24 protein-coding genes and 1 other RNA gene are annotated in these 23,636 nt (G+C 65.4%); 13 read left to right on the top strand and 12 right to left on the bottom strand.

Annotated features, from left to right (window positions below; all coding sequences use genetic code 11):
• Nucleotides 1-32 precede the first annotated feature (32 nt).
• The gene (locus OKW30_RS21375; RefSeq protein WP_429347511.1) at nt 33-938 is read left to right on the top strand and encodes an HlyC/CorC family transporter; all 906 of its coding nucleotides are present in this window, start codon (nt 33-35) and stop codon (nt 936-938) included.
• Nucleotides 939-1,069: 131 nt separating this feature from the next.
• Nucleotides 1,070-2,827 carry an apolipoprotein N-acyltransferase gene (lnt, locus tag OKW30_RS21370; RefSeq protein ID WP_429347510.1) on the top strand — a complete coding sequence of 586 codons (1,758 nt, stop codon included), beginning with the start codon at nt 1,070-1,072 and terminating at the stop codon, nt 2,825-2,827.
• Nucleotides 2,828-2,909: 82 nt separating this feature from the next.
• Here the strand turns inward: lnt and OKW30_RS21365 are convergent, their stop codons facing one another.
• On the bottom strand, nt 2,910-3,524 hold the full coding sequence (locus OKW30_RS21365) for a glutathione S-transferase C-terminal domain-containing protein (RefSeq protein ID WP_184022950.1): 615 nt from the start codon (nt 3,522-3,524) through the stop codon (nt 2,910-2,912).
• A 211-nt stretch (nt 3,525-3,735) separates the two neighbouring features.
• Here OKW30_RS21365 and OKW30_RS21360 point away from each other — a divergent pair, with 211 nt between their 5' ends.
• From OKW30_RS21360 to purH, 5 genes are all read left to right on the top strand, one after another.
• Nucleotides 3,736-5,154 (top strand): aminopeptidase P N-terminal domain-containing protein, encoded by a 1,419-nt coding sequence (locus tag OKW30_RS21360; protein ID WP_429347509.1) that lies wholly within the window; start codon nt 3,736-3,738, stop codon nt 5,152-5,154.
• A 6-nt stretch (nt 5,155-5,160) separates the two neighbouring features.
• A complete protein-coding gene (locus tag OKW30_RS21355; protein ID WP_429347508.1) occupies nt 5,161-6,432 on the top strand; it encodes a UbiH/UbiF/VisC/COQ6 family ubiquinone biosynthesis hydroxylase in 1,272 nt (423 codons plus the stop codon).
• A 188-nt stretch (nt 6,433-6,620) separates the two neighbouring features.
• Nucleotides 6,621-7,697, top strand: coding sequence for a tRNA dihydrouridine synthase DusB (dusB, locus tag OKW30_RS21350; RefSeq protein WP_429347507.1), 1,077 nt, complete (start codon nt 6,621-6,623; stop codon nt 7,695-7,697).
• Nucleotides 7,694-7,927: a Fis family transcriptional regulator gene (locus tag OKW30_RS21345; RefSeq protein WP_008919619.1), complete on the top strand. Its 234-nt coding sequence runs from the start codon at nt 7,694-7,696 to the stop codon at nt 7,925-7,927. The genes dusB and OKW30_RS21345 overlap by 4 nt, the downstream gene beginning before the upstream one ends.
• A gap of 55 nt (nt 7,928-7,982) precedes the next feature.
• Nucleotides 7,983-9,548 (top strand): bifunctional phosphoribosylaminoimidazolecarboxamide formyltransferase/IMP cyclohydrolase, encoded by a 1,566-nt coding sequence (gene purH, locus OKW30_RS21340; RefSeq protein WP_429347506.1) that lies wholly within the window; start codon nt 7,983-7,985, stop codon nt 9,546-9,548.
• Nucleotides 9,549-9,623: 75 nt separating this feature from the next.
• Here the strand turns inward: purH and OKW30_RS21335 are convergent, their stop codons facing one another.
• Nucleotides 9,624-9,863, bottom strand: coding sequence for a hypothetical protein (locus OKW30_RS21335; protein WP_429347505.1), 240 nt, complete (start codon nt 9,861-9,863; stop codon nt 9,624-9,626).
• 131 nt (nt 9,864-9,994) lie between these two features.
• Here OKW30_RS21335 and ruvC point away from each other — a divergent pair, with 131 nt between their 5' ends.
• The 4 genes from ruvC to OKW30_RS21315 all read left to right on the top strand — a co-directional run bounded on the left by ruvC (nt 9,995) and on the right by OKW30_RS21315 (nt 13,288).
• Complete coding sequence (gene ruvC, locus OKW30_RS21330; protein ID WP_184006515.1) at nt 9,995-10,537, top strand: crossover junction endodeoxyribonuclease RuvC; 543 nt, start codon at nt 9,995-9,997, stop codon at nt 10,535-10,537.
• A gap of 76 nt (nt 10,538-10,613) precedes the next feature.
• Entirely contained in the window at nt 10,614-11,195 is a 582-nt protein-coding gene (gene ruvA / locus OKW30_RS21325; protein WP_184066698.1) for a Holliday junction branch migration protein RuvA, read from the top strand.
• Nucleotides 11,196-11,225: 30 nt separating this feature from the next.
• Nucleotides 11,226-12,287: a Holliday junction branch migration DNA helicase RuvB gene (ruvB, locus tag OKW30_RS21320; protein ID WP_184022944.1), complete on the top strand. Its 1,062-nt coding sequence runs from the start codon at nt 11,226-11,228 to the stop codon at nt 12,285-12,287.
• A 23-nt stretch (nt 12,288-12,310) separates the two neighbouring features.
• Nucleotides 12,311-13,288 carry an oxygenase MpaB family protein gene (locus tag OKW30_RS21315; RefSeq protein ID WP_184066704.1) on the top strand — a complete coding sequence of 326 codons (978 nt, stop codon included), beginning with the start codon at nt 12,311-12,313 and terminating at the stop codon, nt 13,286-13,288.
• A 36-nt stretch (nt 13,289-13,324) separates the two neighbouring features.
• Here OKW30_RS21315 and OKW30_RS21310 read toward each other — a convergent pair whose 3' ends face one another.
• The 3 genes from OKW30_RS21310 to tyrS form a co-directional block, all read right to left on the bottom strand.
• Nucleotides 13,325-13,993 carry a histidine phosphatase family protein gene (locus tag OKW30_RS21310; RefSeq protein WP_184066707.1) on the bottom strand — a complete coding sequence of 223 codons (669 nt, stop codon included), beginning with the start codon at nt 13,991-13,993 and terminating at the stop codon, nt 13,325-13,327.
• Between the two features lie 100 nt (nt 13,994-14,093).
• On the bottom strand, nt 14,094-14,552 hold the full coding sequence (dtd, locus tag OKW30_RS21305) for a D-aminoacyl-tRNA deacylase (protein WP_429347504.1): 459 nt from the start codon (nt 14,550-14,552) through the stop codon (nt 14,094-14,096).
• The gene (gene tyrS, locus OKW30_RS21300; protein WP_184066713.1) at nt 14,549-15,799 is read right to left on the bottom strand and encodes a tyrosine--tRNA ligase; all 1,251 of its coding nucleotides are present in this window, start codon (nt 15,797-15,799) and stop codon (nt 14,549-14,551) included. The genes dtd and tyrS overlap by 4 nt, the downstream gene beginning before the upstream one ends.
• A 179-nt stretch (nt 15,800-15,978) precedes the next feature.
• On the opposite strand from tyrS, the gene OKW30_RS21295 reads away from it, so the two are divergent.
• A complete protein-coding gene (locus tag OKW30_RS21295; protein ID WP_429347503.1) occupies nt 15,979-17,109 on the top strand; it encodes an anhydro-N-acetylmuramic acid kinase in 1,131 nt (376 codons plus the stop codon).
• Nucleotides 17,110-17,230: 121 nt separating this feature from the next.
• Here OKW30_RS21295 and erpA read toward each other — a convergent pair whose 3' ends face one another.
• From erpA to rplM, 3 genes are all read right to left on the bottom strand, one after another.
• Nucleotides 17,231-17,596 (bottom strand): iron-sulfur cluster insertion protein ErpA, encoded by a 366-nt coding sequence (erpA, locus tag OKW30_RS21290; RefSeq protein ID WP_027198818.1) that lies wholly within the window; start codon nt 17,594-17,596, stop codon nt 17,231-17,233.
• A gap of 234 nt (nt 17,597-17,830) precedes the next feature.
• On the bottom strand, nt 17,831-18,223 hold the full coding sequence (gene rpsI / locus OKW30_RS21285; RefSeq protein WP_184066716.1) for a 30S ribosomal protein S9: 393 nt from the start codon (nt 18,221-18,223) through the stop codon (nt 17,831-17,833).
• Between the two features lie 11 nt (nt 18,224-18,234).
• Complete coding sequence (rplM, locus tag OKW30_RS21280; RefSeq protein WP_013090508.1) at nt 18,235-18,663, bottom strand: 50S ribosomal protein L13; 429 nt, start codon at nt 18,661-18,663, stop codon at nt 18,235-18,237.
• Between the two features lie 637 nt (nt 18,664-19,300).
• Here rplM and OKW30_RS21275 point away from each other — a divergent pair.
• Nucleotides 19,301-19,723 carry an OsmC family protein gene (locus OKW30_RS21275; protein ID WP_026226035.1) on the top strand — a complete coding sequence of 141 codons (423 nt, stop codon included), beginning with the start codon at nt 19,301-19,303 and terminating at the stop codon, nt 19,721-19,723.
• A gap of 313 nt (nt 19,724-20,036) precedes the next feature.
• Here OKW30_RS21275 and OKW30_RS21270 read toward each other — a convergent pair whose 3' ends face one another.
• The 4 genes from OKW30_RS21270 to pyrC form a co-directional block, all read right to left on the bottom strand.
• Nucleotides 20,037-21,062 (bottom strand): IS110 family transposase, encoded by a 1,026-nt coding sequence (locus OKW30_RS21270; protein ID WP_184074570.1) that lies wholly within the window; start codon nt 21,060-21,062, stop codon nt 20,037-20,039.
• Between the two features lie 115 nt (nt 21,063-21,177).
• Nucleotides 21,178-21,591: RNase P RNA component class A (gene rnpB, locus OKW30_RS21265), an RNA gene on the bottom strand.
• 35 nt (nt 21,592-21,626) lie between these two features.
• Entirely contained in the window at nt 21,627-22,556 is a 930-nt protein-coding gene (locus tag OKW30_RS21260) for a DUF3025 domain-containing protein (protein ID WP_429347502.1), read from the bottom strand.
• A gap of 11 nt (nt 22,557-22,567) precedes the next feature.
• A complete protein-coding gene (gene pyrC, locus OKW30_RS21255) occupies nt 22,568-23,629 on the bottom strand; it encodes a dihydroorotase (RefSeq protein ID WP_429347501.1) in 1,062 nt (353 codons plus the stop codon).
• Nucleotides 23,630-23,636: the final 7 nt, after the last annotated feature.

Genomic DNA, 23,636 nt, shown 5'->3' with positions numbered 1-23,636 from the left:
ACAGCGCGCCCAGTCTCGCCGGGCGCACTACCATGAACGACACGTATCCCAGTCGACGCCATACCGGACGTCAACTCGACAAACCGCAGGAAAAGCGCTCGCTGCTCGAGCGCCTGACCGACTTCATCTCGCCCGAGCCCGACTCGCGCGCCGAACTTCTGGAAATTCTGCAGGACGCGCACGAACGCAACCTGATCGACGCCGACTCGCTGTCGATGATCGAAGGCGTGTTCCAGGTGTCGGAACTGAGCGCACGCGACATCATGGTGCCGCGCGCGCAAATGGACGCGATCAACATCGCGGACAATCCCGCTGAATTCATCCCCTACGTGCTGGACAAGGCGCATTCGCGCTATCCGGTCTACGAGGGCAATCGCGACAACATCATCGGCGTGCTGCTCGCGAAAGATCTGCTGCGCTACTACGCCGAAGAAGAGTTCGACGTGCGCGGCATGCTGCGCCCTGCCGTGTTCATCCCCGAGTCGAAGCGGCTGAACGTGCTGCTGCACGACTTTCGCGTGAACCGCAACCACCTCGCGGTGGTCGTCGACGAGTACGGCGGCGTCGCGGGCCTGATCACGATTGAAGACGTACTGGAGCAGATCGTCGGCGACATCGAGGACGAATACGATTTCGACGAGGAGAGCGGCAACATCATCGCTTCGCCGGACGGACGCTTCCGCGTGCGCGCGCTGACCGAGATCGAGCAGTTCAACGACACCTTCGGCACGCATTATTCGGACGACGAAGTCGACACGATCGGCGGGCTGGTCACGCATCACTTCGGCCGGGTGCCGCATCGGGGCGAGAAAGTCCGCCTCGACGACCTGATCTTCGAGATCCTGCGCGGCGACGCCCGCCAGATCCACATGCTGCTGGTGCGCCGCGACCCGCTCGCGGGCCAGCGCGAGCGCGAGTCACAGCACGTGCAGAGCTGAGCCGGCGGCTCGGGCCGATGCACGGCCTGAGCGCCCGCGCGCTCTCATTGCCGGCGCATTTGCCAACTCCATTTGCCAACTCGTTTGCCTACTGAGTTGCCCTTTCAACTACCGACGCCGACCGCGCGACAATGGCCGACCCGATCACTTCCCGTTCGCACCGCGGCGTGAGCGCCCCCGCTCCCGCTTCCACCGAAGACGGCACGCGCAGCCGCTCGCTGCCGCGCTGGCACTATCTCGTCGCACTGGCCGCGGGCGCGGCCAATACGCTGTCGTTCGCGCCGACGCCGCATGGCGGCTGGCTGCAACTCGCGATCTTCGTGTTCTTCTTCGCGTGGCTCACGCGCAGCACCGGCTGGAAAAGCGCCGCGCTGACGGGCGGCGCGTTCGGCTTCGGCAACTTCGTGAGCGGGGTCTGGTGGCTGTATGTGAGCATGCACTACTACGGTGGCATGCCGGCACCGCTCGCCGGCACGGCGCTCGTGCTGTTCTCCCTGTATCTCGCGGTCTATCCGGCGCTCGCCGCGGGGGTGTGGTCGTTCTGCGCGGGCCATGCGCGCAACGGCGCGGCCGACGAGCGCGCGCCATTCTCGCCGAGCTGGCACGGCGCGCTCGCCTTTGCAAGCGCGTGGGCGATCGGCGAATGGCTGCGCGGCACGGTGTTCACCGGCTTTCCGTGGCTCGCCACCGGTTATGCGCAGGTCGACGGCCCGTTGGCGGGGTTTGCGCCGGTGGTCGGCGTATATGGCGTCGGTTGGATGGTTGCGCTGACGGCCGCGTTGATCGTGCAGGCGTTGCTGGCGCTGCTGCCGTCGTGGCGCTCCGGGCGGGCGAATGAATCGCTCGAGCCGAACGCCAGCGCCGCTGATGACGCCGGCGGTCGCGCCGCGCGGGGCCGCGGCACGCGCGTCGCCCCCATCGTCGTGCCTGCTGGCGTCGCGCTCGCGCTGCTCATGATCGGCCTGCTGCTGCCGCTCGTGCAGTGGACCACGCCCGCCAACGCGCCGCTGTCGGTGCGGCTGTTGCAAGGCAACGTGAAGCAGGAGATGAAGTTCGAGGAAGCCGGCTTGCGCGCGGCGGTCGACGAGTATCAGCAGATGATCACGTCGAAGCCGGCCGATCTGATCGTCACGCCGGAAACCGCGATCCCCGTGCTCGCGCAGCAGCTTCCGCCGAACTTCGCGGCCGCGATCCGCCAGTTCACGGATTCGACCGGCAGCGCGCTGCTGTTCGGCGCGATCGGCGGCACGATCACGCCGGACGGCCGGGTGGTCGACTACACCAACAGCCTGTTCGGCGTCACGCCCGGCTCGCACGAGATTTATCGCTACGACAAGCACCATCTGGTACCGTTCGGCGAATTCGTGCCGTGGGGCTTCCGCTGGTTCGTGAACCTGATGAACATTCCGCTCGGCGATTTCTTCCCCGGCCCGCCGGTACAAAAGCCGTTCATGGTACATAACCAGCCGGTCGCGGTGAACATCTGCTACGAGGACATCTTCGGCGAGGAGATCGCGCGCACGCTGCGCGAGAATGCGACGCCCGCCGGCGTGCTGATCAACTCGACCAATCTCGCGTGGTTCGGCGACACGATCGCGCTCGACCAGCATCTGCAGATCGCGCGCATGCGCTCGCTCGAAACCGGCCGGCCGATGCTGCGCGCAACCAACACCGGCATCACCGCCGCGATCGACGCGAACGGCCGCATGATCGGGCGCCTGACGCCCTACACGGTCGGTTCGCTCGACGTGCGCGTGCAAGGCACCTCAGGCAACACGCCTTACGTGACCAGCGGCAACAACACGGTGCTCGCGGTGTCGGTGCTGCTGCTCGCGTTCGGTTTCGCGTTCGGACCGGGGCTCGCGCGGCGACGCAACGGCAAGCGGTAACGCCGACGTCAAAGGCACGACACCCGCAAAAAAAATGCGCCTGACATGCAGGCGCATTTTTTTCATGCTCGTTCGAGCTTCATCAATCCTTCGGCACCGTATCGATGAACGACTGCCGCAGCGACAGCTTCTGGAAGTGCTTGTCCAGGTTCGGATGCGATTCGCGCCAGTTCAGTTCCGGCATACGGAAGTCCAGATAGCCGAGCGCGCAGCCCACCGCGATGTCGGCCAGCGTGTAGTGATTGCTCGCGCACCACGGCTTGCTGCCGAGCCCTTGCGACATCGCGATCAGCGCTTCGTCGATCTTGCGCTGCTGCCGCGCGAGCCACGCGTCCACGCGCTGCTCGGGCGCGCGCTGCGTGCCTTCGAGACGGATCAGCACGGCCGCGTCGAGCAGGCCGTCGGCGAGCGCTTCCCAGCAGCGCACTGCGACGCGCTCGCGCCCCGACGGCGGAATCAGCTTGCCGACCGGCGACAGCGTATCGACGTACTCGCAGATCACGCGTGAATCGAACACGGCCTCGCCGTCTTCCATCACGAGGCACGGCACCTTGCCGAGCGGATTGAAGGTGTGAATCCGGGTATCCGGCGCCCAGACGTTCTCGGGCACCAGTTCGTAGTCGATCTTCTTATCGGCGAGCACGATGCGTGCTTTGCGCACGAACGGGCTGCCGAACGAACCGATGAGTTTCATCATGACCTTCTGCCTTTTTCTGAATCCGGCGAAAGTATAAGTGGTCCAAGGCTTTCGCGAGCGTGCTGGCGGCATCTTCGCGAACCGCCCGCCGAGCCGCTGTGGACGGATTGCAACATGACGGCGGCCGCCGCGCCGTCCGGAGCCGCACAAAGCGAGTCAATGTCGTGCGCGGAGAATGGGGCCAGGAGAATCGCGGCGCTACAATCGCACGATGAACCAGCCGACCGAACCCACCATCGCCATCGACGTCTACCGCACGCGCCGCGAGCGCGTTCTCGCCGCGCTGCGCGCCGCGGGCGGCGGCGTCGCCATCGTCCCGACCGCGCCGGAAGCGCTGCGCAACCGCGACACTGACTACCCGTACCGCCACGACAGCTACTTCTATTATCTGACCGGCTTCACCGAGCCCGAAGCGCTGCTGGTGCTCGATGCCAGCGCCGCGCCCGGCGCGCCCGCGTCGATGCTGTTTTGCCGCGAGAAAAGCGTCGAGCGCGAGACATGGGAAGGCTTCCGCTTCGGCCCCGACGGCGCGCGCGAAGCATTCGGGCTCGACGCCGCGTTCCCGATCGGCGAACTCGACACGCAGTTGCCGCGCATCATCGCCGACAAGCCGGCGCTGCACTATGCGTTCGGCACCTCGGCGCATTTCGACGAGCAGGTGCGCGGCTGGCTCGACGCGGTGCGCGCGCAAAGCCGCGGCGGCACCGTTGCGCCCACGGCCGCGCGCGACCTGCTGCCGTTGCTCGACGAGATGCGGCTCGTCAAGGACGACCACGAACTCGCGATCATGCGCCGCGCCGGACAGATTTCGGCGGCCGCGCATCGTCGCGCGATGGCGGTGTGCCGGCCCGGTATCCGCGAGTACGAACTCGAGGCCGAACTGCTCTACACGTTCCGCAAGTTTGGCGCGCAGGCGCCGGCCTATACGTCGATCGTCGCGGCTGGCGCGAACGCGTGCGTGCTGCACTACCCGGCCGGCAACGCGATCGCGTGCGACGGCGACCTGATCCTGATCGACGCGGCCTGCGAGCTCGACGGCTACGCGTCCGACATCACGCGCACGTTTCCGGCGAGCGGGCGTTTCACGCCGGCGCAGCGCGAGCTGTACGACATCGTGCTGGCAGCGCAACAGGCCGCCGTCGACGCGACGCGCGCCGGTGCGAGCTTCGACGATCCGCATCAGGCCGCGCTGCGCGTGCTGTCGCAGGGGCTGCTCGACACCGGCATCGTGCCGCGCGCGAAGTTCGCCTCGGTCGACGACGTGATCGCCGAGCGCGCCTACGTGCCGTTCTACATGCACCGCACCGGCCACTGGCTCGGCATGGACGTGCACGACTGCGGCGACTACCGCGAGCGCGGCGCGCCGCGCGACGAAGCGGGCGTGCTGCCGTGGCGCACGCTGCGCGCGTCGATGACGCTGACGATCGAGCCGGGCTTGTACGTCCGCCCGGCCGAGGGTGTGCCCGAACGCTACTGGAACATCGGCATCCGCATCGAGGACGACGCGATCGTGACGCCGACCGGCTGTGAGCTGATCACGCGCGACGTGCCGGTCGCCGCCGACGAGATCGAGGCGCTGATGCAGGAAGCGCGAGCCCTCCATCAAGCGTCGCATCAACAGAGGACCTGATCCGCGATGAACGAAGCATCTCCCTCGGCGGTGATCCTGAGGCCCGCCTCCCACCAGCAGGGGTTCGATTTCGACGTGACGATCGTCGGCGCCGGGCCGGTCGGCCTCGCGCTCGCCAGCTGGCTCGCGCGCCGCAGCGTGACGCGCGAGCTGAAGATCGCGCTCGTCGACGCGCGCGAGCCGGAAGACTCGATCGCCGATCCGCGCGCGATCGCGGTCTCGCACGGCAGCCGGATGATCCTCGAGCCGCTGCGCTGGCCCGCCGACGCCACCGCGATCGAGCGCATCCACGTGTCGCAACGCGGTCATTTCGGCCGCACGCTGATCGATCATCGCGAGCACGGCCTGCCCGCGCTCGGCTACGTGCTGCGCTATGGCTCGATCGTGCATGGCCTCGCCGACGCCGTGCATGCGACGCCGGTCCACTGGTTCCGCTCGACCTCGGCCGGCGCGCCGGTTCAGGAGCTCGACGGCGTCACGCTGCCGATCGAAACCGCGGGCGTCGCGCGCCAGTTGCGCACGCGGATTCTGGTCAACGCCGAGGGCGGCCTGTTCGGCGACCAGAAGCAAGCGAAAAGTCCGAGCCGCGCCACGGACGAATACGCCGGCGCACGCGACATCGGTAAAAACAACGCCGGCTCGCGCGACTACGGCCAGACCGCGCTGGTCGGCACGGTCACCGTGTCCGCGCCGCAGCCGCACGTCGCATGGGAGCGCTTCACGTCGCAAGGTCCGATCGCGCTACTGCCGATGGGTGGCGTGCGTGGCGCCGACTACGCGCTCGTCTGGTGCTGCGCGCCCGACGAAGCCGCGCGCCGCGCGCAGCTTTCCGACGAAGCGTTCCTGCGCGAGCTCGACGCCGCGTTCGGCGGCCGCATGGGCCGCTTTACGCACATCAAGGGTCGTGCGTCGTTCCCGCTCGGTCTCAACACGGTCGACACGCTCGTGAACGGCCACATCGTCGCGATCGGCAATGCGGCGCAGACGTTGCATCCGGTAGCCGGCCAGGGCCTCAATCTGGGCTTGCGCGATGCGCACGCGCTCGTCGACGCGCTGTCGGCCGAAGGCCCGACCCCGCTCGCGCTCGCCACCTTCGCGCAACGCCGCGCGCTCGACCGGCGCCTGACGATCGGCTCGACTGACACGCTCGCGCGCCTCTTTACCGTCGACTTCGCGCCGCTCGCGGTACTGCGCGGCCTCGCCCTGACCGCACTCGAATTCGTGCCGCCGGTCAAAGCCGCGCTCGCCCGGCAGATGATGTTCGGCCAGCGCCGTTAAGCGCGAGAAATCGCTGCGCGGTTCTATGAGCCGGGCGACTTTCATAGAAGATTTAACGGGTTACGAGACTCGGTTCGCGAGTCCCGGCAACCCGTTAACGCTAAAATAGTCGTTTTCCCTCGCATTTCGCGCTGCGCCGGCTGTCACGATTGTCAAATCCTGGCCCGTCGTCGGCGCGCGCTCACGCCATGCCCCCTCTCGGCCCCCACAATCTGCGTAACAACCTGTTCGTCGCCCCGATGGCCGGCGTGACCGACCGACCGTTCCGCCAGCTGTGCAAACGGCTCGGCGCGGGCTATGCGGTGTCGGAAATGGTCGCGTCGAACGCGCAGCTGTGGAAGAGCGAAAAGACCATGCGCCGCGCGAACCACGAAGGCGAGGTCGAGCCGATTGCGGTGCAGATCGCCGGCGCGGACCCGGAGATGATGGCCGAAGCCGCCCGCTACAACGTCGCGAACGGCGCGCAGATCATCGACATCAACATGGGCTGCCCCGCCAAGAAGGTCTGCAACGTCGCGGCCGGCTCGGCGCTGCTGCAAAACGAACCGCTCGTGCAGCGCATCGTCGAGGCCGTCGTGAACGCGGTCGGCGTCGGGCCCGACGCGGTGCCCGTCACGCTGAAAATCCGCACCGGCTGGAATCGCGAGAACAAAAACGCGCTGAACGTCGCGCGTCTCGCGCAAGCAGCGGGCATTTCGATGCTGACCGTGCACGGCCGCACGCGCGCGGACCTGTACCACGGCGACGCCGAGTACGAAACCATCGCCGCGGTAAAGGCGGCGGTGCGCATTCCGGTCGTCGCGAACGGCGACATCACGTCGCCGCAAAAGGCGCGCGAGGTGCTCGCCGCGACCGGCGCGGACGCGATCATGATCGGGCGCGCCGCGCAGGGGCGTCCGTGGCTCTTTCGCGAGATCGAGCATTTCCTGCAAACGGGCGAGCTGCTGCCGCCGCCGCGAATCGACGAAATCCAGCAGGTGATGAACGAACATCTCGAAGATCACTACGCTTTTTACGGGGAATTTACCGGTGTCCGCACTGCGCGCAAGCACATCGGCTGGTACACTCGCGGCCTTTCCGGCGCCAACCTGTTCCGGCATCGCATGAATACGCTGGACACCACGCGCGAACAACTCCTCGCCGTCAACGAGTTCTTTGACGCGCAAAAGGCGATCTCAGACCGCCTCGTCTACGTCGACGAAGCGCCCGGCAACCTCGGGCTCGACAGCGAGAGCGAGGACAACTCCGACCGACTAGCAGCATGAGCAAGAACAACATCGAACAATCTGTCCGCGACAGCCTGGACGTGTATTTCCAGGATCTCGACGGCTCCAATCCGCACGACGTCTACGACATGGTCATTTCATGCGTGGAAAAACCCTTGCTCGAAGTGGTGCTCGAGCAGGCCGGCGGCAACCAGTCGCTGGCCGCCGAGTATCTCGGCATCAACCGCAATACGCTGCGCAAGAAGCTGCAACAACACGGTTTGCTGTAGCGCGTCGTAGTTTCTCGCGCCCTGCCACGTTTCCCTTCGGCTTTTCGTCTTCATCATGATCAAGCAAGCGCTCATCTCCGTTTCCGACAAGTCCGGCATCGTCGACTTCGCCAAATCGCTGTCGGACCTCGGCATCAAGATCCTGTCGACCGGCGGCACCGCGAAACTGCTCGCGGACGCGGGCCTGTCCGTCACCGAAGTCGCCGACTACACGGGTTTCCCGGAAATGCTCGACGGGCGCGTGAAAACGCTGCATCCGAAGGTGCACGGCGGCATCCTCGCGCGCCGCGATCTGCCCGAGCACATGGCCGCGCTCGAGAAGCACGACATTCCGACCATCGACCTGCTGGTCGTGAACCTGTACCCGTTCGTGCAGACCGTGTCGAAGGAAGAATGCTCGCTCGAGGACGCGATCGAGAACATCGACATCGGCGGCCCGACGATGCTGCGCTCGGCCGCGAAGAATCACCGCGACGTGACGGTGGTGGTCGATCCGGCCGACTACGCGGTCGTGCTCGACGAAATGCGCTCGAACGGCAACACGGTGTCGTACAAGACGAACTTCCGCCTCGCGACCAAGGTGTACGCGCACACCGCGCAATACGACGGCGCGATCACGAACTACCTGACGAGCCTGACCGACGAGTTGCGGCATTCGTCGCGCAACGAGTACCCGGCCACCTTCAACATGGCGTTCGACAAGGTGCAGGACCTGCGCTACGGCGAAAACCCGCATCAGAGCGCGGCGTTCTACCGCGACCTGGCGGTGCCGGCCGGCGCGCTCGCGAATTACAACCAGTTGCAGGGCAAGGAACTGTCGTACAACAACATCGCCGACTCCGACGCGGCGTGGGAATGCGTGAAGACCTTCGACGTGCCGGCCTGCGTGATCGTCAAACACGCGAATCCGTGCGGCGTCGCGCTCGGCGCGGACGCTCACGAAGCGTATTCGAAGGCATTCCAGACCGATCCGACCTCGGCGTTCGGCGGCATCATCGCGTTCAACCGTGAAGTCGACGAAGCGACCGCGCAAGCGGTGGCGAAGCAGTTCGTCGAAGTGCTGATCGCGCCGTCGTTCAGCGCCGAAGCGCGTCAGGTGTTCGCGGCGAAGCAGAACGTGCGTCTGCTCGAAATCACGCTGGGCGAAGGCCATAACACGTTCGATCTGAAGCGCGTCGGCGGCGGCCTGCTCGTGCAGTCGCTCGACTCGAAGAACGTGCAGCCGCGCGAACTGCGCGTCGTCACGAAGCGTCATCCGACGCCGAAGGAAATGGACGACCTGCTGTTCGCATGGCGAGTCGCGAAGTACGTGAAGTCGAACGCGATCGTGTTCTGCGCGAACGGTATGACGCTCGGCGTCGGCGCGGGCCAGATGAGCCGCGTGGATTCGGCGCGCATCGCGAGCATCAAGGCGCAGAACGCCGGTCTGACGTTGGCCGGTTCGGCGGTCGCATCGGACGCGTTCTTCCCGTTCCGCGACGGTCTCGACGTGGTCGTCGCGGCAGGCGCGACCTGCGTGATCCAGCCGGGCGGCTCGGTGCGCGACGACGAAGTGGTCAGCGCCGCCGACGAGCACAACATCGCGATGGTGCTGACTGGCGTGCGTCACTTCCGTCATTGATCGGCTGAAGTTCGGTAGCCGCAAGACAGGCCCGGCGGGTTGTCTCGCCGGGCCTTTTGTTTCGCGGCGACGCGTTCAATCGTCCGGCTCTTTGCGCGCGTAACCGTCCCGCACCTGCGCATGCTGGCTGATGTACGTACCCAAACCCCGGCCCCGCCGCGCGAGACGCTTCAGCACCGCGACATGTTCGGCGCCGACACTCGCCTCTGTGTACCAATACACGACGCCCGGCCGAAAGCGCACCTTGATGAAATCGTCGCCGATTTCGTAAACGTCGACACCCGAGTCGCCGCTGAGATTGCGGTAGCGCTCCATTCTCGATCGCCCTCCCTGCGCAAAGCCTTTAGCAGCTTTTATTCCGCTAAGCATGCTGCCAGCGGACCGCCGCGCGCCGCGTTCGATGTAGTATCGCAGGCACCTGGTTTTTATCGCTTGTGCGGCACCTCATGAGAATTCTCGGCATCGACCCCGGCCTGCGCGTGACCGGCTTCGGCGTGATCGAACAACACGGCCACACACTGAGCTACGTCGCGAGCGGCGTGATCCGCACCGCCGACGCCGATCTGCCGTCGCGGCTCGGCACCATCTTCGCGGGCATCTCGACGCTGATCCGCGAGCACGCGCCGGATCAGGCGGCCATCGAAAAAGTCTTCGTCAACGTCAATCCGCAGTCGACGCTGCTGCTCGGCCAGGCGCGCGGCGCCGCGATCTGCGGGCTCGTCGCGGGCGGCGTGCCGGTCGCCGAATACACCGCGCTGCAGCTGAAGCAGTCGGTGGTCGGCTATGGCCGCGCGACCAAGGAGCAAATGCAGCAGATGGTCGTGCGGCTGCTGAGCCTGTCGGGCGTGCCCGGCACCGACGCCGCCGACGCGCTCGGCATGGCCATCTGCCATGCGCACGGTGGCTCGACGCTGAGCACGCTTGGCGGCATCGCGCCGGCGCTCGCAAAGAAGGGGTTGCGAGTGCGGCGCGGCCGTCTGGTCGGCTAGCGCAACTATGCCCCGCGCCGCCGATCCGCTGCGCTACACTCGCGCTTTCCCATCCGACTCTGAAAACTAATCCGCCATGATCGGTCGCATCGCCGGCGTTCTGCTGGAAAAAAATCCGCCGCATCTGCTCGTCGACTGCAACGGCATCGGCTATGAAGTGGACGTGCCGATGAGCACCTTCTACAACCTGCCGTCGACCGGCGAGCGCATCGTGCTGCTCACGCAGATGATCGTTCGCGAGGACGCGCATCTGCTGTACGGCTTCGGCACCGCGCAGGAACGCTCGACGTTCCGCGAGCTGCTGAAGATTTCCGGCATCGGCGCGCGCATGGCGCTCGCGGTGCTGTCGGGCATGAGCGTCTCAGAGCTCGCGCAGACCGTCACGATGCAGGACGCCGCGCGCCTCACGCGTGTACCGGGCATCGGCAAGAAGACCGCCGAGCGGCTGCTGCTCGAACTGAAGGGCAAGCTCGGCGCCGACCTCGGCGCGATGGCGGGCGCCGCGTCGCCATCCGACCACGCGTCCGACATCCTCAATGCGCTGCTCGCGCTCGGCTACTCGGAAAAAGAAGCGCTCGCGGCGATCAAGAACGTGCCGGCCGGTACGGGCGTGTCCGAGGGCATCAAGCTCGCGTTGAAGGCGCTGTCGAAGGGCTAAGCGCCAAGCCGCGCGCGGTACAATGACCGCATGATCGAAACCGACAAACTCGCCGCCGAGCGCATCATCGCGGCCACGCCCGTGTCGCCGAACGAAGAAGCGTTCGAGCGCGCGCTGCGCCCGCGTCAGCTCGACGAATATGTCGGGCAGGAGAAAGTGCGCGGCCAGCTCGAAATCTTCATCGAGGCCGCGAAGCGCCGTTCCGAATCGCTGGACCACGTGCTGCTGTTCGGGCCGCCGGGCCTCGGCAAGACCACGCTCGCGCACATCATCGCGCGCGAGATGGGCGTCAATCTGCGGCAAACGTCGGGGCCGGTGCTCGAACGCGCCGGCGACCTCGCCGCGCTGCTGACCAATCTCGAAGCCAACGACGTTCTTTTCATCGACGAAATCCACCGGCTCTCGCCGGTCGTCGAGGAAATCCTGTATCCAGCGCTCGAGGATTATCAGATCGACATCATGATCGGCGAAGGGCCGGCCGCGCGCAGCGTGAAGCTCGATCTGCAGCCGTTCACGCTGGTCGGCGCGACCACGCGCGCGGGTATGCTGACCAATCCGCTGCGCGACCGCTTCGGCATCGTCGCGCGACTCGAGTTCTATAACGCCGAGGAGCTCACGCGCATCGTCACGCGTTCGGCCGCGCTGCTCGGCGCACAGATCCATCCGGACGGCGCGTTCGAAATCGCCCGTCGCGCGCGCGGCACGCCGCGTATCGCGAACCGCCTGCTGCGGCGCGTGCGCGACTTCGCCGAAGTGAAGGCCGACGGCAACATCACCGCGCAGGTGGCCGACGCCGCGCTCAGCATGCTCGACGTCGACGCGGTCGGCTTCGACCTGATGGACCGCAAGCTGCTCGAAGCGATCCTGTACAAGTTCGACGGCGGCCCGGTTGGTGTCGACAATCTCGCGGCGGCAATCGGCGAGGAGCGCGACACGATCGAAGACGTGCTCGAGCCGTATCTGATCCAGCAGGGCTTCCTGCAGCGCACGCCGCGCGGCCGCATCGCCACGCTGCTCACGTACCGGCATTTCGGACTGGCCGCGCCGGATTCGGCGAGCGCGCGGCCGGGTCTGTGGGATTCCACGAACTGAGTCACGCGACGAGGCCGACCAGGATGTCAGACCAGACCCAGCAACCCGGCCCTTCCAACCGTTCACCTGTGAATCCCGCCGGCGACCCGTCCGGCAATTTCACGCAGCGCCTCACCCACCGCCTGCGCTCGAAGCTCGCCTCCGGCGTCACGCATCTGACGACCGGCAGCGGACCGGTGCTCGACTACTCGTCGCCGCCGGGCGACCCCGGTCTGTTCGGGCCGGACTCCGTCTGCTGGAAGGTCCACGCCGACTTCACGTCGATGATGACCGGCGGCATCAGCGCGCTGCTGCTTCAGGCGCTGCATCCGCTCGCGCTCGCGGGCGTCTGGGATCACTCGAGCTTTCGCACCGACATCCTGGGCCGGCTGCGTCGCACGGCGACGTTCATCGCCGGCACGACGTACGGCAGCAAGAACGATGCGCTCGCGCTGATCGAGCGCGTGAAGCGCATTCATCTCGACGTGACCGGCGTCGCACCGGACGGCCAGTCGTATCGCGCGAGCGAGCCCGCGCTGCTGACGTGGGTGCACGTCGCGGAAGTGTCGAGCTTCATGACCGCGCATCTGCGCTATGTGAATCCGGTGCTGTCCGTCGCGGCGCAGGATCAATACTTCGCGGAAACCGCGCGCATCGCGGAAATGCTCGGCGCCGTCGATATTCCGCGCTCGCGCGCCGAGATCGAGGCGTACCTGCTCGCGATGCGGCCCGCGCTCGTCGCGAGCGAGCGCACGCGCGAAGTCGTGAGGATTCTGATGAACGCTCCGGCACCGAGCTTCGCGATGCGACCCGCCGGCACGCTGATGCTCAACGCGGGGGTCGATCTGTTGCCCGACTGGGCGCAGACGATGCTCGGCTTGAATCGCCACGCGGCGCTGCGTCGAATCTTCGCGCGGCCTGCCGTGCGGGTCGTCGCGCCGGTGATCCGCTGGGCGCTGGTCAATGGAGTATCGAAGCGGGCTCGGCGGCGCGCGGCGGCGGCGGTGCGGGAGCAGGATTGATTGCGCCACGCGTCTCGGGCCATTGCCCGGCTTTTCTTACCGCCCCGGTCCCTTCCTGAAACCATCATCGTCGGCGCTGCCCGCGTCGAGATGCGCTACGTCCGCCCACGACACGATCGTCGCGCGACCGTCCCCGTAATCGACGACGTTCAGGCTGGTGTTCAGCAGCGGGTAGTCGCGCGGTGCGTCGAGCCGCATGCCGGTTGCAAAGCGGCGCACGCAGTCGAGCACGCCGCCATGCGTGACACAGGCGATGCGCCCGCCCGGATGCGCGGCGACGAGCGGCTCGATCGCATGCACGATGCGGTGGTAGAACACGCGGTGCGACTCGCCCTCGGGCGGCGCAAAGCCGGGATCGCGGGTTTGCCACTGCGCGTATTCGTCGGGGAAACGCAGCGCGATCTCGTCGCTGTCATGGCCCTGGAACGCGCCGTACGAGCGCTCGCGCAAGTTCTCGCGCGACTGCAGCGGCAGGCCAAGCGCCTCGCCGATCGGCTGCGCGGTCTGCTGCGCGCGCTGCAAGTCGCTCGAATAGATCGCGTCGAGCCGCGCGCCCTGCTTCGCCTCGTCGGCGAGGCGCTGCGCGAGACGTCGCGCCTGCGCGACGCCGGTCGTCGCAAGCGGAATGTCGATGTGGCCTTGAATGCGCTTGATGCGGTTCCAGTCGGTCTCGCCGTGCCGGATAAACAGGATCTGCGTCGTCATGAGAGAGGTGTCGTTCGCGGTTGTGTCGAGCGACTATTGTCGCAAAAAGCAGCGGCACGGCTCGCCTGCGGCGACGGCATGCTCGAACGTTTGCGTTCTTTTACGCGTTGGTCTGCAACCAGAACGTGACCGGCCCGTCGTTGACGAGCGACACCTGCATATCCGCGCCGAACTCGCCAGTCTCGACGATCGGATGCTTCGCGCGCGCGGCCGCGACGAAGTAGCCGAACAGGCGCTTGCCCTCGTCGGGCGGCGCGGCTGGCGTGAAGCTCGGGCGCAGGCCGCTGTTGGTATCGGCCGCGAGCGTGAACTGCGACACGAGCAGCAGGCCGCCCGCGCGTCCGGCGCCGTCGATATTCTGCACCGACAGGTTCATCTTGCCGGCCGCGTCGCTGAACACGCGGTAACCGAGCACCTTGGCGAGCAGCTTGTCGGCCGTGGCCTCGGTGTCGCCGCGCTCCGCGCAGACGAGCGCGAGCAGGCCCGCGTCGATCGCGCCGGTCACGCGATCGGCGACGCGCACTTCGGCGCGCCGCACGCGTTGGATCAGCGCGATCACGCCGTCAGCGTCACGCGCGCGAAACGGCGCTTGCCGACCTGCACGACGTACTCGCCCGCTTCGACCTTCAGGCCCTTGTCGGACACCGCGGCGCCGTCGATCTTCACGCCGCCTTGCTCGATGTTGCGCAGCGCCTCGCTCGTCGACGGTACGAGGTTCGCCTGCTTCAGCAACTGGCCGATCGCGAGCGGTGCGCCCGCGAGCGTCACGGCCGGGATGTCGTCGGGCACGCCGCCCTTCGCGCGATGGTTGAAGTCCTCGAGCGCGCGTTCGGCGTCCGCCTGCGAGTGGAAACGCGCGACGATTTCCTGGCCGAGCATCACCTTGAAATCGCGCGGATTACGGCCCGCGTCGGCCTCGCGCCTGAAGCCGGCGATTTCGTCCATCGGACGGAACGACAGCAGTTCGAAGTACCGCCACATCAGCGTGTCGGAGATGCTCATCAGCTTGCCGAACATGTCGGTCGGCTTTTCGCTGATGCCGATGTAGTTGTTCTTCGACTTCGACATCTTCTCGACGCCGTCGAGCCCTTCGAGCAGCGGCATCGTCAGGATGCACTGCTGCTCCTGGCCGTACTGCTTCTGCAACTCGCGACCAACCAGCAGGTTGAACTTCTGATCCGTGCCGCCGAGCTCCAGGTCCGCGTTCAGCGCGACCGAGTCGTAGCCCTGCATCAGCGGGTACAGGAATTCGTGGATCGAGATCGGCACGCCGCCCTGGAAGCGCTTCGTGAAGTCCTCGCGCTCGAGAATGCGAGCGACCGTGTAGCGCGACGCAAGCTTGATCATGCCGTCGGCGCCTAGCGGCATCGACCATTCGCTGTTGTAGCGAATCTCGGTCTTGTCGCGATCGAGCACGAGCGCGGCTTGCTCGAAATAGGTCTTCGCGTTCGATTCGATCTGCTCGCGCGTGAGCGGCGGGCGGGTCGCGTTGCGCCCGGACGGGTCGCCGATCAGCGACGTGAAGTCGCCGATCAGGAAAATCACCGTGTGGCCGAGGTCCTGCAACTGGCGCATCTTGTTCAGCACGACCGTGTGGCCGATGTGGATGTCGGGTGCAGTCGGATCGAGCCCGAGCTTGATGCGCAGCGGCTTGGCCGTCGCCGCGCTGCGCGCGAGCTTTTGCGCGAATTCGTCTTCGATCAGCAGTTCGTCGACGCCGCGCCTGGTCACGGCGAGCGCGTGACGGACTTCGTCGGTGATCGGGAAGGCGGAAGCGGGATTGGGCTGGGTGGACTCGGTGCTCATGCTGGAAACGTGAAGTCGCGAAAAAACAGGATTGTCCCATAGATGCGCGCCGCCGCGCCCACTCACGCGCCCCGCACGGCCCCGCGACAGGCCAATTCGTTGCGGCTCGCGTCACCTTCGCCGTTTGCGCCGATAATCTGCTACAACAAATCGGAATGAACCTCGACAGGAGCAGCGACGTGGCGCAAGATCCCGCAGACGGCATCTATTTCGGACTGATGTCGGGAACCAGCATGGACGGTGTGGACGGTGTGGCCGTCCGGTTTGCCAAAGGGAAGCCGCCCGAGGTGCTGGCCGAGGCGTTCGTCGGCTTTTCGGCCGGCATCCGCGAAGCGCTGTTCGCGCTGCAACAGCCGGGGGACAACGAGATCGAGCGCGAGGCGCTCGCCGCCAACGCGCTCGCGACGCGCTACACGGTGTGCTGCCACGATCTGCTGCGCGACAGCCGCGTATCGGCCGATGACGTCCGTGCGATCGGCGTGCATGGGCAGACCGTGCGGCATCGGCCGGAAAAGGGGTATACGCGACAGATCAACAACCCGGCGCTGCTCGCGGAAATGCTCCATATCGACGTGGTCGCCGATTTCCGCAGCCGCGACGTCGCGGCAGGCGGCCAGGGTGCGCCGCTCGTGCCCGCTTTTCACGCGACGATCTTCGGTGCGAAGGACGAAACGCGCGTCGTCTGCAATCTTGGCGGAATCAGCAACATCACGATCCTGAACGCGACCGGCGGCGTACGCGGCTTCGACTGCGGGCCGGCGAACGCGCTGCTCGACGCGTGGGCCGAGCGCCAGCTCGGCAAGCCATTCGACGAAAACGGTCATTTCGCGGCGACTGGCCAGGTCGATCGCAAGCTGCTGAACGCGTTGCTCGACGAACCATTCTTCGCAGAGCAGCCGCCCAAGAGCACCGGCCGCGATCTGTTCAACACCGCATGGCTCGATGCGAAGCTCGAGCCGTTCTCCGCGCTCGCACCAGCCGACGTACAGGCGACGCTCGTCGCGCTGACCGCGGTGACGGTCGCGCGCGAGATTGAGCGGCATGCATCCGATGCGCGGGCCGTGTACGTGTGCGGCGGCGGCGCGCGCAATCCGGAGATCATGAAGGCGTTGCAGCAGGCGCTCGAAGACAGCGGCGTAAGCGGCGTGCCCGTGATGACGACCGACGCGCTCGGCGTGCCGCCGAGCCAGGTCGAGCCGCTCGCGTTCGCGTGGCTCGCGATGCGCTGCATCGCGCGTCTGCCGGGCAGTCTGCCAAGCGTGACCGGGGCATCCGCGGAGCGGGTGTTGGGGGCTATTTATCCGCGCTGAGAAAAGGCAGATGCGAACAAACCCACGCCTCTTGATGTCGCGGGTTGCCTCTGCGGCGCGAAAACAATAAAAAAACGGCGCCGAGGCACCGTTTTCACTGTGGCACGAAGAGCCTGTCCGCTCAGACCGAGAACGACGAACCGCAACCGCAGGTCGTGCTCGCGTTCGGGTTTTTGATGACGAACTGCGCGCCGTTGATGTCGTCCTTGTAGTCGATCTCTGCGCCGACCAGGTACTGGTAGCTCATCGAGTCGATCAGCAGCTGGACGCCGCTCTTGTTCATCACGGTGTCGTCTTCGTTGATCGCTTCATCAAACGTGAAGCCGTACTGGAAGCCCGAGCAGCCGCCGCCCTGCACGAACACGCGCAGCTTGAGCTCCGGGTTACCTTCCTCATCGATCAGTTGCTTGACCTTGTCAGCCGCTGCGTCGGTGAAGACGAAGGGGGCCGGCATCTCGGTCACGGGGGTGTCGGTGACTGCGTTCATTCGAACTCTCCAAATAGCTTTAGCCGATATTGTAGGGCTGTTCCGGATATCGTGCTGAAGCCCACAAAATCAATGGGTTCTTGCTGCAAGGTCGATGCAAGGCGAGCCGATGCCGCTTGGGCGAACGAGACCGGCCCGCGAACCCCGGCGAACCATAAAAAAAGCCGCCTTCGCGCGTGGCGTTGGCGGCTTTTGCTGCAAACCGGCGTGAAGGCCGGTTCGCGCCCGAAACGATTAACGCTTCGAGAATTGCTTGCGGCGACGCGCCTTGTGGAAGCCGACCTTCTTACGTTCGACTTCACGAGCGTCACGCGTGACGAAGCCAGCCTTCGACAGTTGCGGCTTCAGCGTTGCGTCGTAGTCCATCAGCGCGCGGGTGATGCCGTGGCGAACCGCACCGGCTTGCCCCGTTTCACCGCCGCCGGTCACGTTGACCTTGATGTCGAACGTGACACCGTGGTTCGTGAGCTCCAGCGGTTGACGCACGATCATCAGCGACGTTTCGCGCGAGAAGTAGTCGGCGATGGGCTTGCCGTTCACAACGATGTCGCCCTTGCCTGCCTTAATGAACACGCGAGCGACGGCACTCTTGCGGCGGCCCGTGCCGTAATTCCAGTTACCGATCATGTGGGCTCCCCTTAGATCTCGAGCGCCTTCGGCTGTTGTGCCGAATGCGGATGCGTTGCGTCAGCGTAGACCTTCAGCTTCTTGATCATCGCGTAGCCGAGCGGACCCTTCGGCAGCATGCCCTTGACCGCTTTCTCGAGCGCACGGCCCGGGAAGCGTTCCTGCATCTTGCCGAACGTCGTTTCATAGATACCGCCCGGGTAGCCCGAGTGACGGTAGTACTTCTTGTCGGTAACCTTGTTGCCCGTGACCTTCAGCTTGCCGGCGTTGATGACGATGATGAAATCACCGGTGTCGACGTGGGGAGTGAATTCAGGCTTGTGCTTGCCGCGAAGACGGTGTGCCACTTCGCTGGCGACACGCCCGAGAACCTTATCCGTCGCGTCAATCACGTACCATTCGCGCGTCACCTCATGGGCTTTTGCGGAAAACGTCTTCATGATCGATCCAAAAAAATTGCTGCGCCCAATGTGTTCTTTCCTGCTTGTAGTGTGCGCATCGAGGCGCGTGCAGGCTCTCCCTGGTTCTTCTTCCGCGGGCGCGGATGCGGAAAAGCCCTGAATTATAAAGGAATTTGTGCTGGCAAGTCAAAACGTGCGATGCGCTCGCCGCGAGCGGCCAGGAAACGGGGCGAAACGCCTGACAAACGGGGGCGAAAAAAAACCCGAACGAGCGGCTCGGGTTTAATCCACCAAAGGAGGAGGTGGAGGAGACAGCGGAGGTTGCAGAACTGCTGCAACGATGGAGTAAATTATAAGAGTCACCCTTGTGCAACGCAAGAAGATTTGCATTGTGAAATGAGTTTTCATAATGTGACAGATTCGATGCACGGAGGACATTTGACGAAACTCCTTTTGGATCAAGCACTAAAGGCCAAAGAATTCGAATCGCATCAGGCATGCCCAAGAGTAAGGACCCTAAACTGCCCGAGGAATTCTGGAACCGCCCGCCCATTCCGCACCGCAACAAGAAAGCAATCGCCGTGCATGGACGCGGGATGCGCTCAGCGTGCGCCAATCGTCAGACACCGGGCTACAATGCCGTCTCGACAAAGCGATGCGCGGTGGGAGTGACAGCATGGAATGCAAAGTAAGCTGGATGGGACAAGACGGGATGGCGTTCGCGGCCGAGACGGGCAGCGGTCATCTGGTCGCGATGGACGGCGCACCCGAGGGTGGCGGACGCAACCTCGCGCCGCGCCCGATGGAAATGGTGCTGCTCGGCACCGGCGGCTGCACCGCCTACGACGTCGTGATGATCCTGAAGAAGAGCCGCCAGGAGATCGCCGGCTGCTCGGTGACGCTGAAGGCCGAGCGCGCGAGCGAAGATCCGAAGGTGTTCACGAAGATCCACTTCCACTTCACGGTGACGGGCAAGAATCTGAACCCGGCGACCGTCGAGCGCGCGATCAACCTCTCGCACGACAAATACTGCTCGGCGTCGATCATGATCGCGAAGACCGCCGAGCTCACGCATTCGTTCGACATCGTCGCGCTCTGAGCGCGAAAGCGATGGCGGCCACGGCCGCCACCCCGCCCCAAATGAAATCTATGGTCAGCCTGACTTTTGCAAGCGAGGTGGTGTTGACGTAAATTGGGCTTGCGCAAATCTATCCGGGGTCGTTGTGGGAACAGGTTCCCGCCCCATGATGAGAGCCGCGCCGGGCAAACCTTAAAAAAGCCGCAGTATCGGAATACTATTTGCTTTGCCAGGTTGCTTGCTCGGCCGTTGAGCCGTTTATGTCTTCACGTATCTCGCGTCGCAAAACCAGGAAGTGACTTGGGTCAGAAGGAGTAACGTAGGCGGCGCACAGTCAGGCTGCGGCCACAGCCTGAGCACTTTGGTAGTGTGTTCCGCGGGCGAGGATGGCCCAGGCGATCCTCGCCAATTTGTTGGCCAACGCACAAGCGACCACGTTGGAATGCCGTCGGGCCAGCAGGTCGCGGACCCAGGCCCCCAGGCGATCGGCGTGCCGCTCGATGTGCAGCATGAGCGCTCTCGCGCACTGGACTAACAGTCGCCTCAAATTCTTATCGCCGCGCTTGCTGATTCCCAGCAGCGTGGGCTTGCCGCCGGTACTGTATTGGCGTGGAACCAGCCCGATGGATGCGGCGAACTGGCGAGCGCAAGCGAACTGGTGGGCGTCGCCCAATTCGGTTGCCAGCACGCTGGCCGTGATTGGGCCGATGCCGGGAATTTCCAACAGGCGCTGGCTGCGTTCGTCCTCCCGCAGTTGCCGGATCAATTCGCTTTCGAGTTGCGCGACTTGTTCGTCGAGGTACTTGAAATGTGCCTGCAGACGCTCGAGCAGCGCGACTAGTCGCGGCGGCAGATCATGCGAGGCCAGCACGGCAGGAAGTCGGCGGATGACGCCCATCCCCTTGGGCAGGCTCACGCCGAACTCGAGTAGAAAGGCATGAATCTGGTTGACCGTGCCGGTACGGTCGCGCACCAGCGCTTCGCGTACCCGATGCAGCGCTGAGATCGTCTGCTGCACCTCGTTGCGCGGACTGACGAACCGCATGCTGGGACGTGACGCGGCCTCGCAGATCGCTTGCGCGTCGGCGAAGTCATTCTTGTTGCCTTGCACGAAAGGTTTGACGAACTGCGGGGATATCAGCTTCGGGTGGTGCCCAAGTTCCTGGAGGCGACGGGCGACCCAGTGAGCGCCGGCACAGGCTTCCATGACCACCGTGCAGCTCGGAACACGGGCAAGCAGTGTGAACATCTGGTTGCGCGTCAGCTTCTTGCGCAACACCATGTGGCCCGATGCGGACTGTGCGTGCAGGTGAAAGCAATGCTTGCCAAGATCGATTCCAATCAACGAGATGGTGTCCATGACGATCTCCCATAAGGAAACAGCCCGATCAGCGTAAGCCGATCGGGCTGTTTCGGTCAGGCTGACCATCTCATTAAAGCCGGCGTCCCAACGGACGCCGGCTTTCCTTATTCAGCGGCAAAGCAGGCCGATAAGCCGGATTCTGTGCACGCGCCGCGCCCGAAGACTCGACCCGCGTGGCAGCCATTCCTCTAGGCGCGCCATTACTGACGCGCTCAAGCTTCCTACCCGCAGACGAGACGGGGGCCCCGTCCTGCATCGCGAAGATGCGCGCCTGCCTACTTGGAATTGCTCCGGGTGGAGGTTACCGTGCCGGTCTGCCTTGCGACAGCCGCGGTGCGCTCTTACCGCACCGTTTCACCCTTACCTGATCCCGACTTGCGCCGGGCCATCGGCGGTTTGCTTTCTGTTGCCCTGTTCCGCGTGTCGCCACGGATGGCCGTTAGCCATCACCCTGCCCTGTGGAGTCCGGACTTTCCTCGCCCTCGTTGGCCGAAGCCGTCGAGGCCGCGACTGCCTAGCCTGCTTTGCTGGCGCGAATTTTAACACCGAACTTGGAAGCGCCTAGCGCTTGCGCCGCCCCGTGCGGAACACGGATGTGTCGTCATAGAACGCCGGCGATTCGTTCTCGGGCCACCAGCCCGGAATGCCGAGCACCGGCAGCGGCGCGAACATGCGGCTCGTCAAAGCGCCGGGGCCGAGCAGCGCCGCGCTGACGGCTTCATCGAGCCATGCGTCGCGCGTCGGGGTGTCCCATTCGAAATACTCTGCCGGAACGTCGACGATCCATGCATGGCCGGTGCAGCCCTTGAACGGCGCGATCAGCTTTTCGAGCAGCGCATGGCCGAAGCACCGCACTTCGCAGCTCCGCCCCCACGCATCGCGCCACGCGACGCACAGCGTCTGCCACTCGAAGCCGCGTAGCGCGGCGCTCAGCGAAGAATCGGCGCAAGCGAACAGCAGCGCGTTTTCGTCGAAGAGGGTCAGCATGTCGCGCACACCGCCACGCGTCGGGCCGACGCCGAGCACGTCGAGCTCCGCCGACTGGCGCGCGTTCAGCGCCGCCTTGATGCGCGGAAACGCGAACCACATCGAACCGTTGAAGAAGTCGTGCAGATTGTGGCGCGTCGGCACGCAACCGGTCGACGCTATATGCCCCTCGTACGCGGCACCCGGTGGCAGGTCGTCCTGCGCGATGAACGCAAGAGGCTGGCCGCGGCCGGTGGTCTGTTGCATCTGGGCGGCGTCGGCGTTCATCGCGGCGAGAAGGTCCGCGTAGCCGCTCAGCGCGGCTTGCTGCCAACGCTGACCGCGTGTGGCGAATTGCGCGAACCACGGCTTCGACCAGTCGATTGCGGCGAAGCACGGTGGCTGAGGCTCGGGTGCCATGCCGCGCGCAGCTTTGGCCGCCGCGGCTTCATGGTCTACCGCGGAGCCCGCTTTCGCCGCCTTATCAATATTGGCAGCGCGCTGCCCCGCCTCACGCTCCCGCATCTACCGCAGCCTCAAACGAGACGCCAGCCAATCGACTCCCCGCCTCGCAGCGGCACGACCGGCGTATCGCCGGCCGGCAGCTCGGCCGGCAGCGTCCATTGCTCGCGACGCAGCGTGACCTTCTCCGTATTGCGCGGCAGACGGTAGAAGTCCGGACCATGGAAGCTCGCGAAGCCTTCGAGCTTGTCGAGCGCGCCGGCCTTCTCGAATGCTTCGGTATAGAGCTCGAGCGCGTGCAGCGCGGTGTAGCAGCCCGCGCAACCGCACGCGTGTTCCTTCAGCCCCTTCGGATGCGGCGCGCTGTCGGTGCCGAGGAAGAAGCGCGGATCGCCCGAGGTCGCCGCCTCGACCAGCGCGACGCGATGCGTCTCGCGTTTGAGCACCGGCAGGCAGTAGTAATGCGGACGGATGCCGCCCTGGAAAATCGCGTTGCGGTTGTACAGCAGATGGTGCGCGGTGATCGTAGCGCCAAGCAGTTCCGGCGCGACGCCCGCTTCGCGGACGTAGTCGGCCGCGTCCTTCGTCGTGATGTGCTCGAACACGACCTTCAGCGCCGGAAATGCGCGGCGCAGCGGCATCATCACGCGATCGATGAAGACCTTTTCGCGATCGAACAGATCGATGTCCGAATCGGTCACCTCGCCATGCACGAGCAGCGGCATGCCGACTTCCTGCATCACTTCCAGCGTCTTCGCGCACTTCATCAGATCGGTGACGCCCGCGTCGGAGTTCGTCGTCGCGCCCGCCGGGTACAGCTTCACGCCGTGCACGAAGCCGCTCTCGCGCGCGCGGCGGATCTCGTCGGGCGGCGTGTTGTCGGTCAGGTACAGCGTCATCAGCGGCTCGAATTTCGCGCCCTCGGGAATCGCGGCGATGATGCGCTCGCGATATGCCTTCGCCATCGCGGTCGTCGTGACCGGCGGCTTCAGGTTCGGCATGATGATCGCGCGACCGAACTGGCGCGCGGTGTCAGGCAGCACGGCCGCGAGCATCGCGCCGTCGCGCACGTGCAGATGCCAGTCGTCCGGACGGACCAGTGTGACGGAATCGGGGGAAACGTTGGAAGCAGTCATGGCAGGA

The sequence above is a fragment of the Paraburkholderia sp. Clong3 genome (assembly GCF_050436485.1).
Taxonomy (GTDB): domain Bacteria; phylum Pseudomonadota; class Gammaproteobacteria; order Burkholderiales; family Burkholderiaceae; genus Paraburkholderia; species Paraburkholderia tuberum.
The sequence above is the reverse complement of the archived record's forward strand: the minus strand, read 5'-3'. Positions and strand labels throughout refer to the sequence as shown.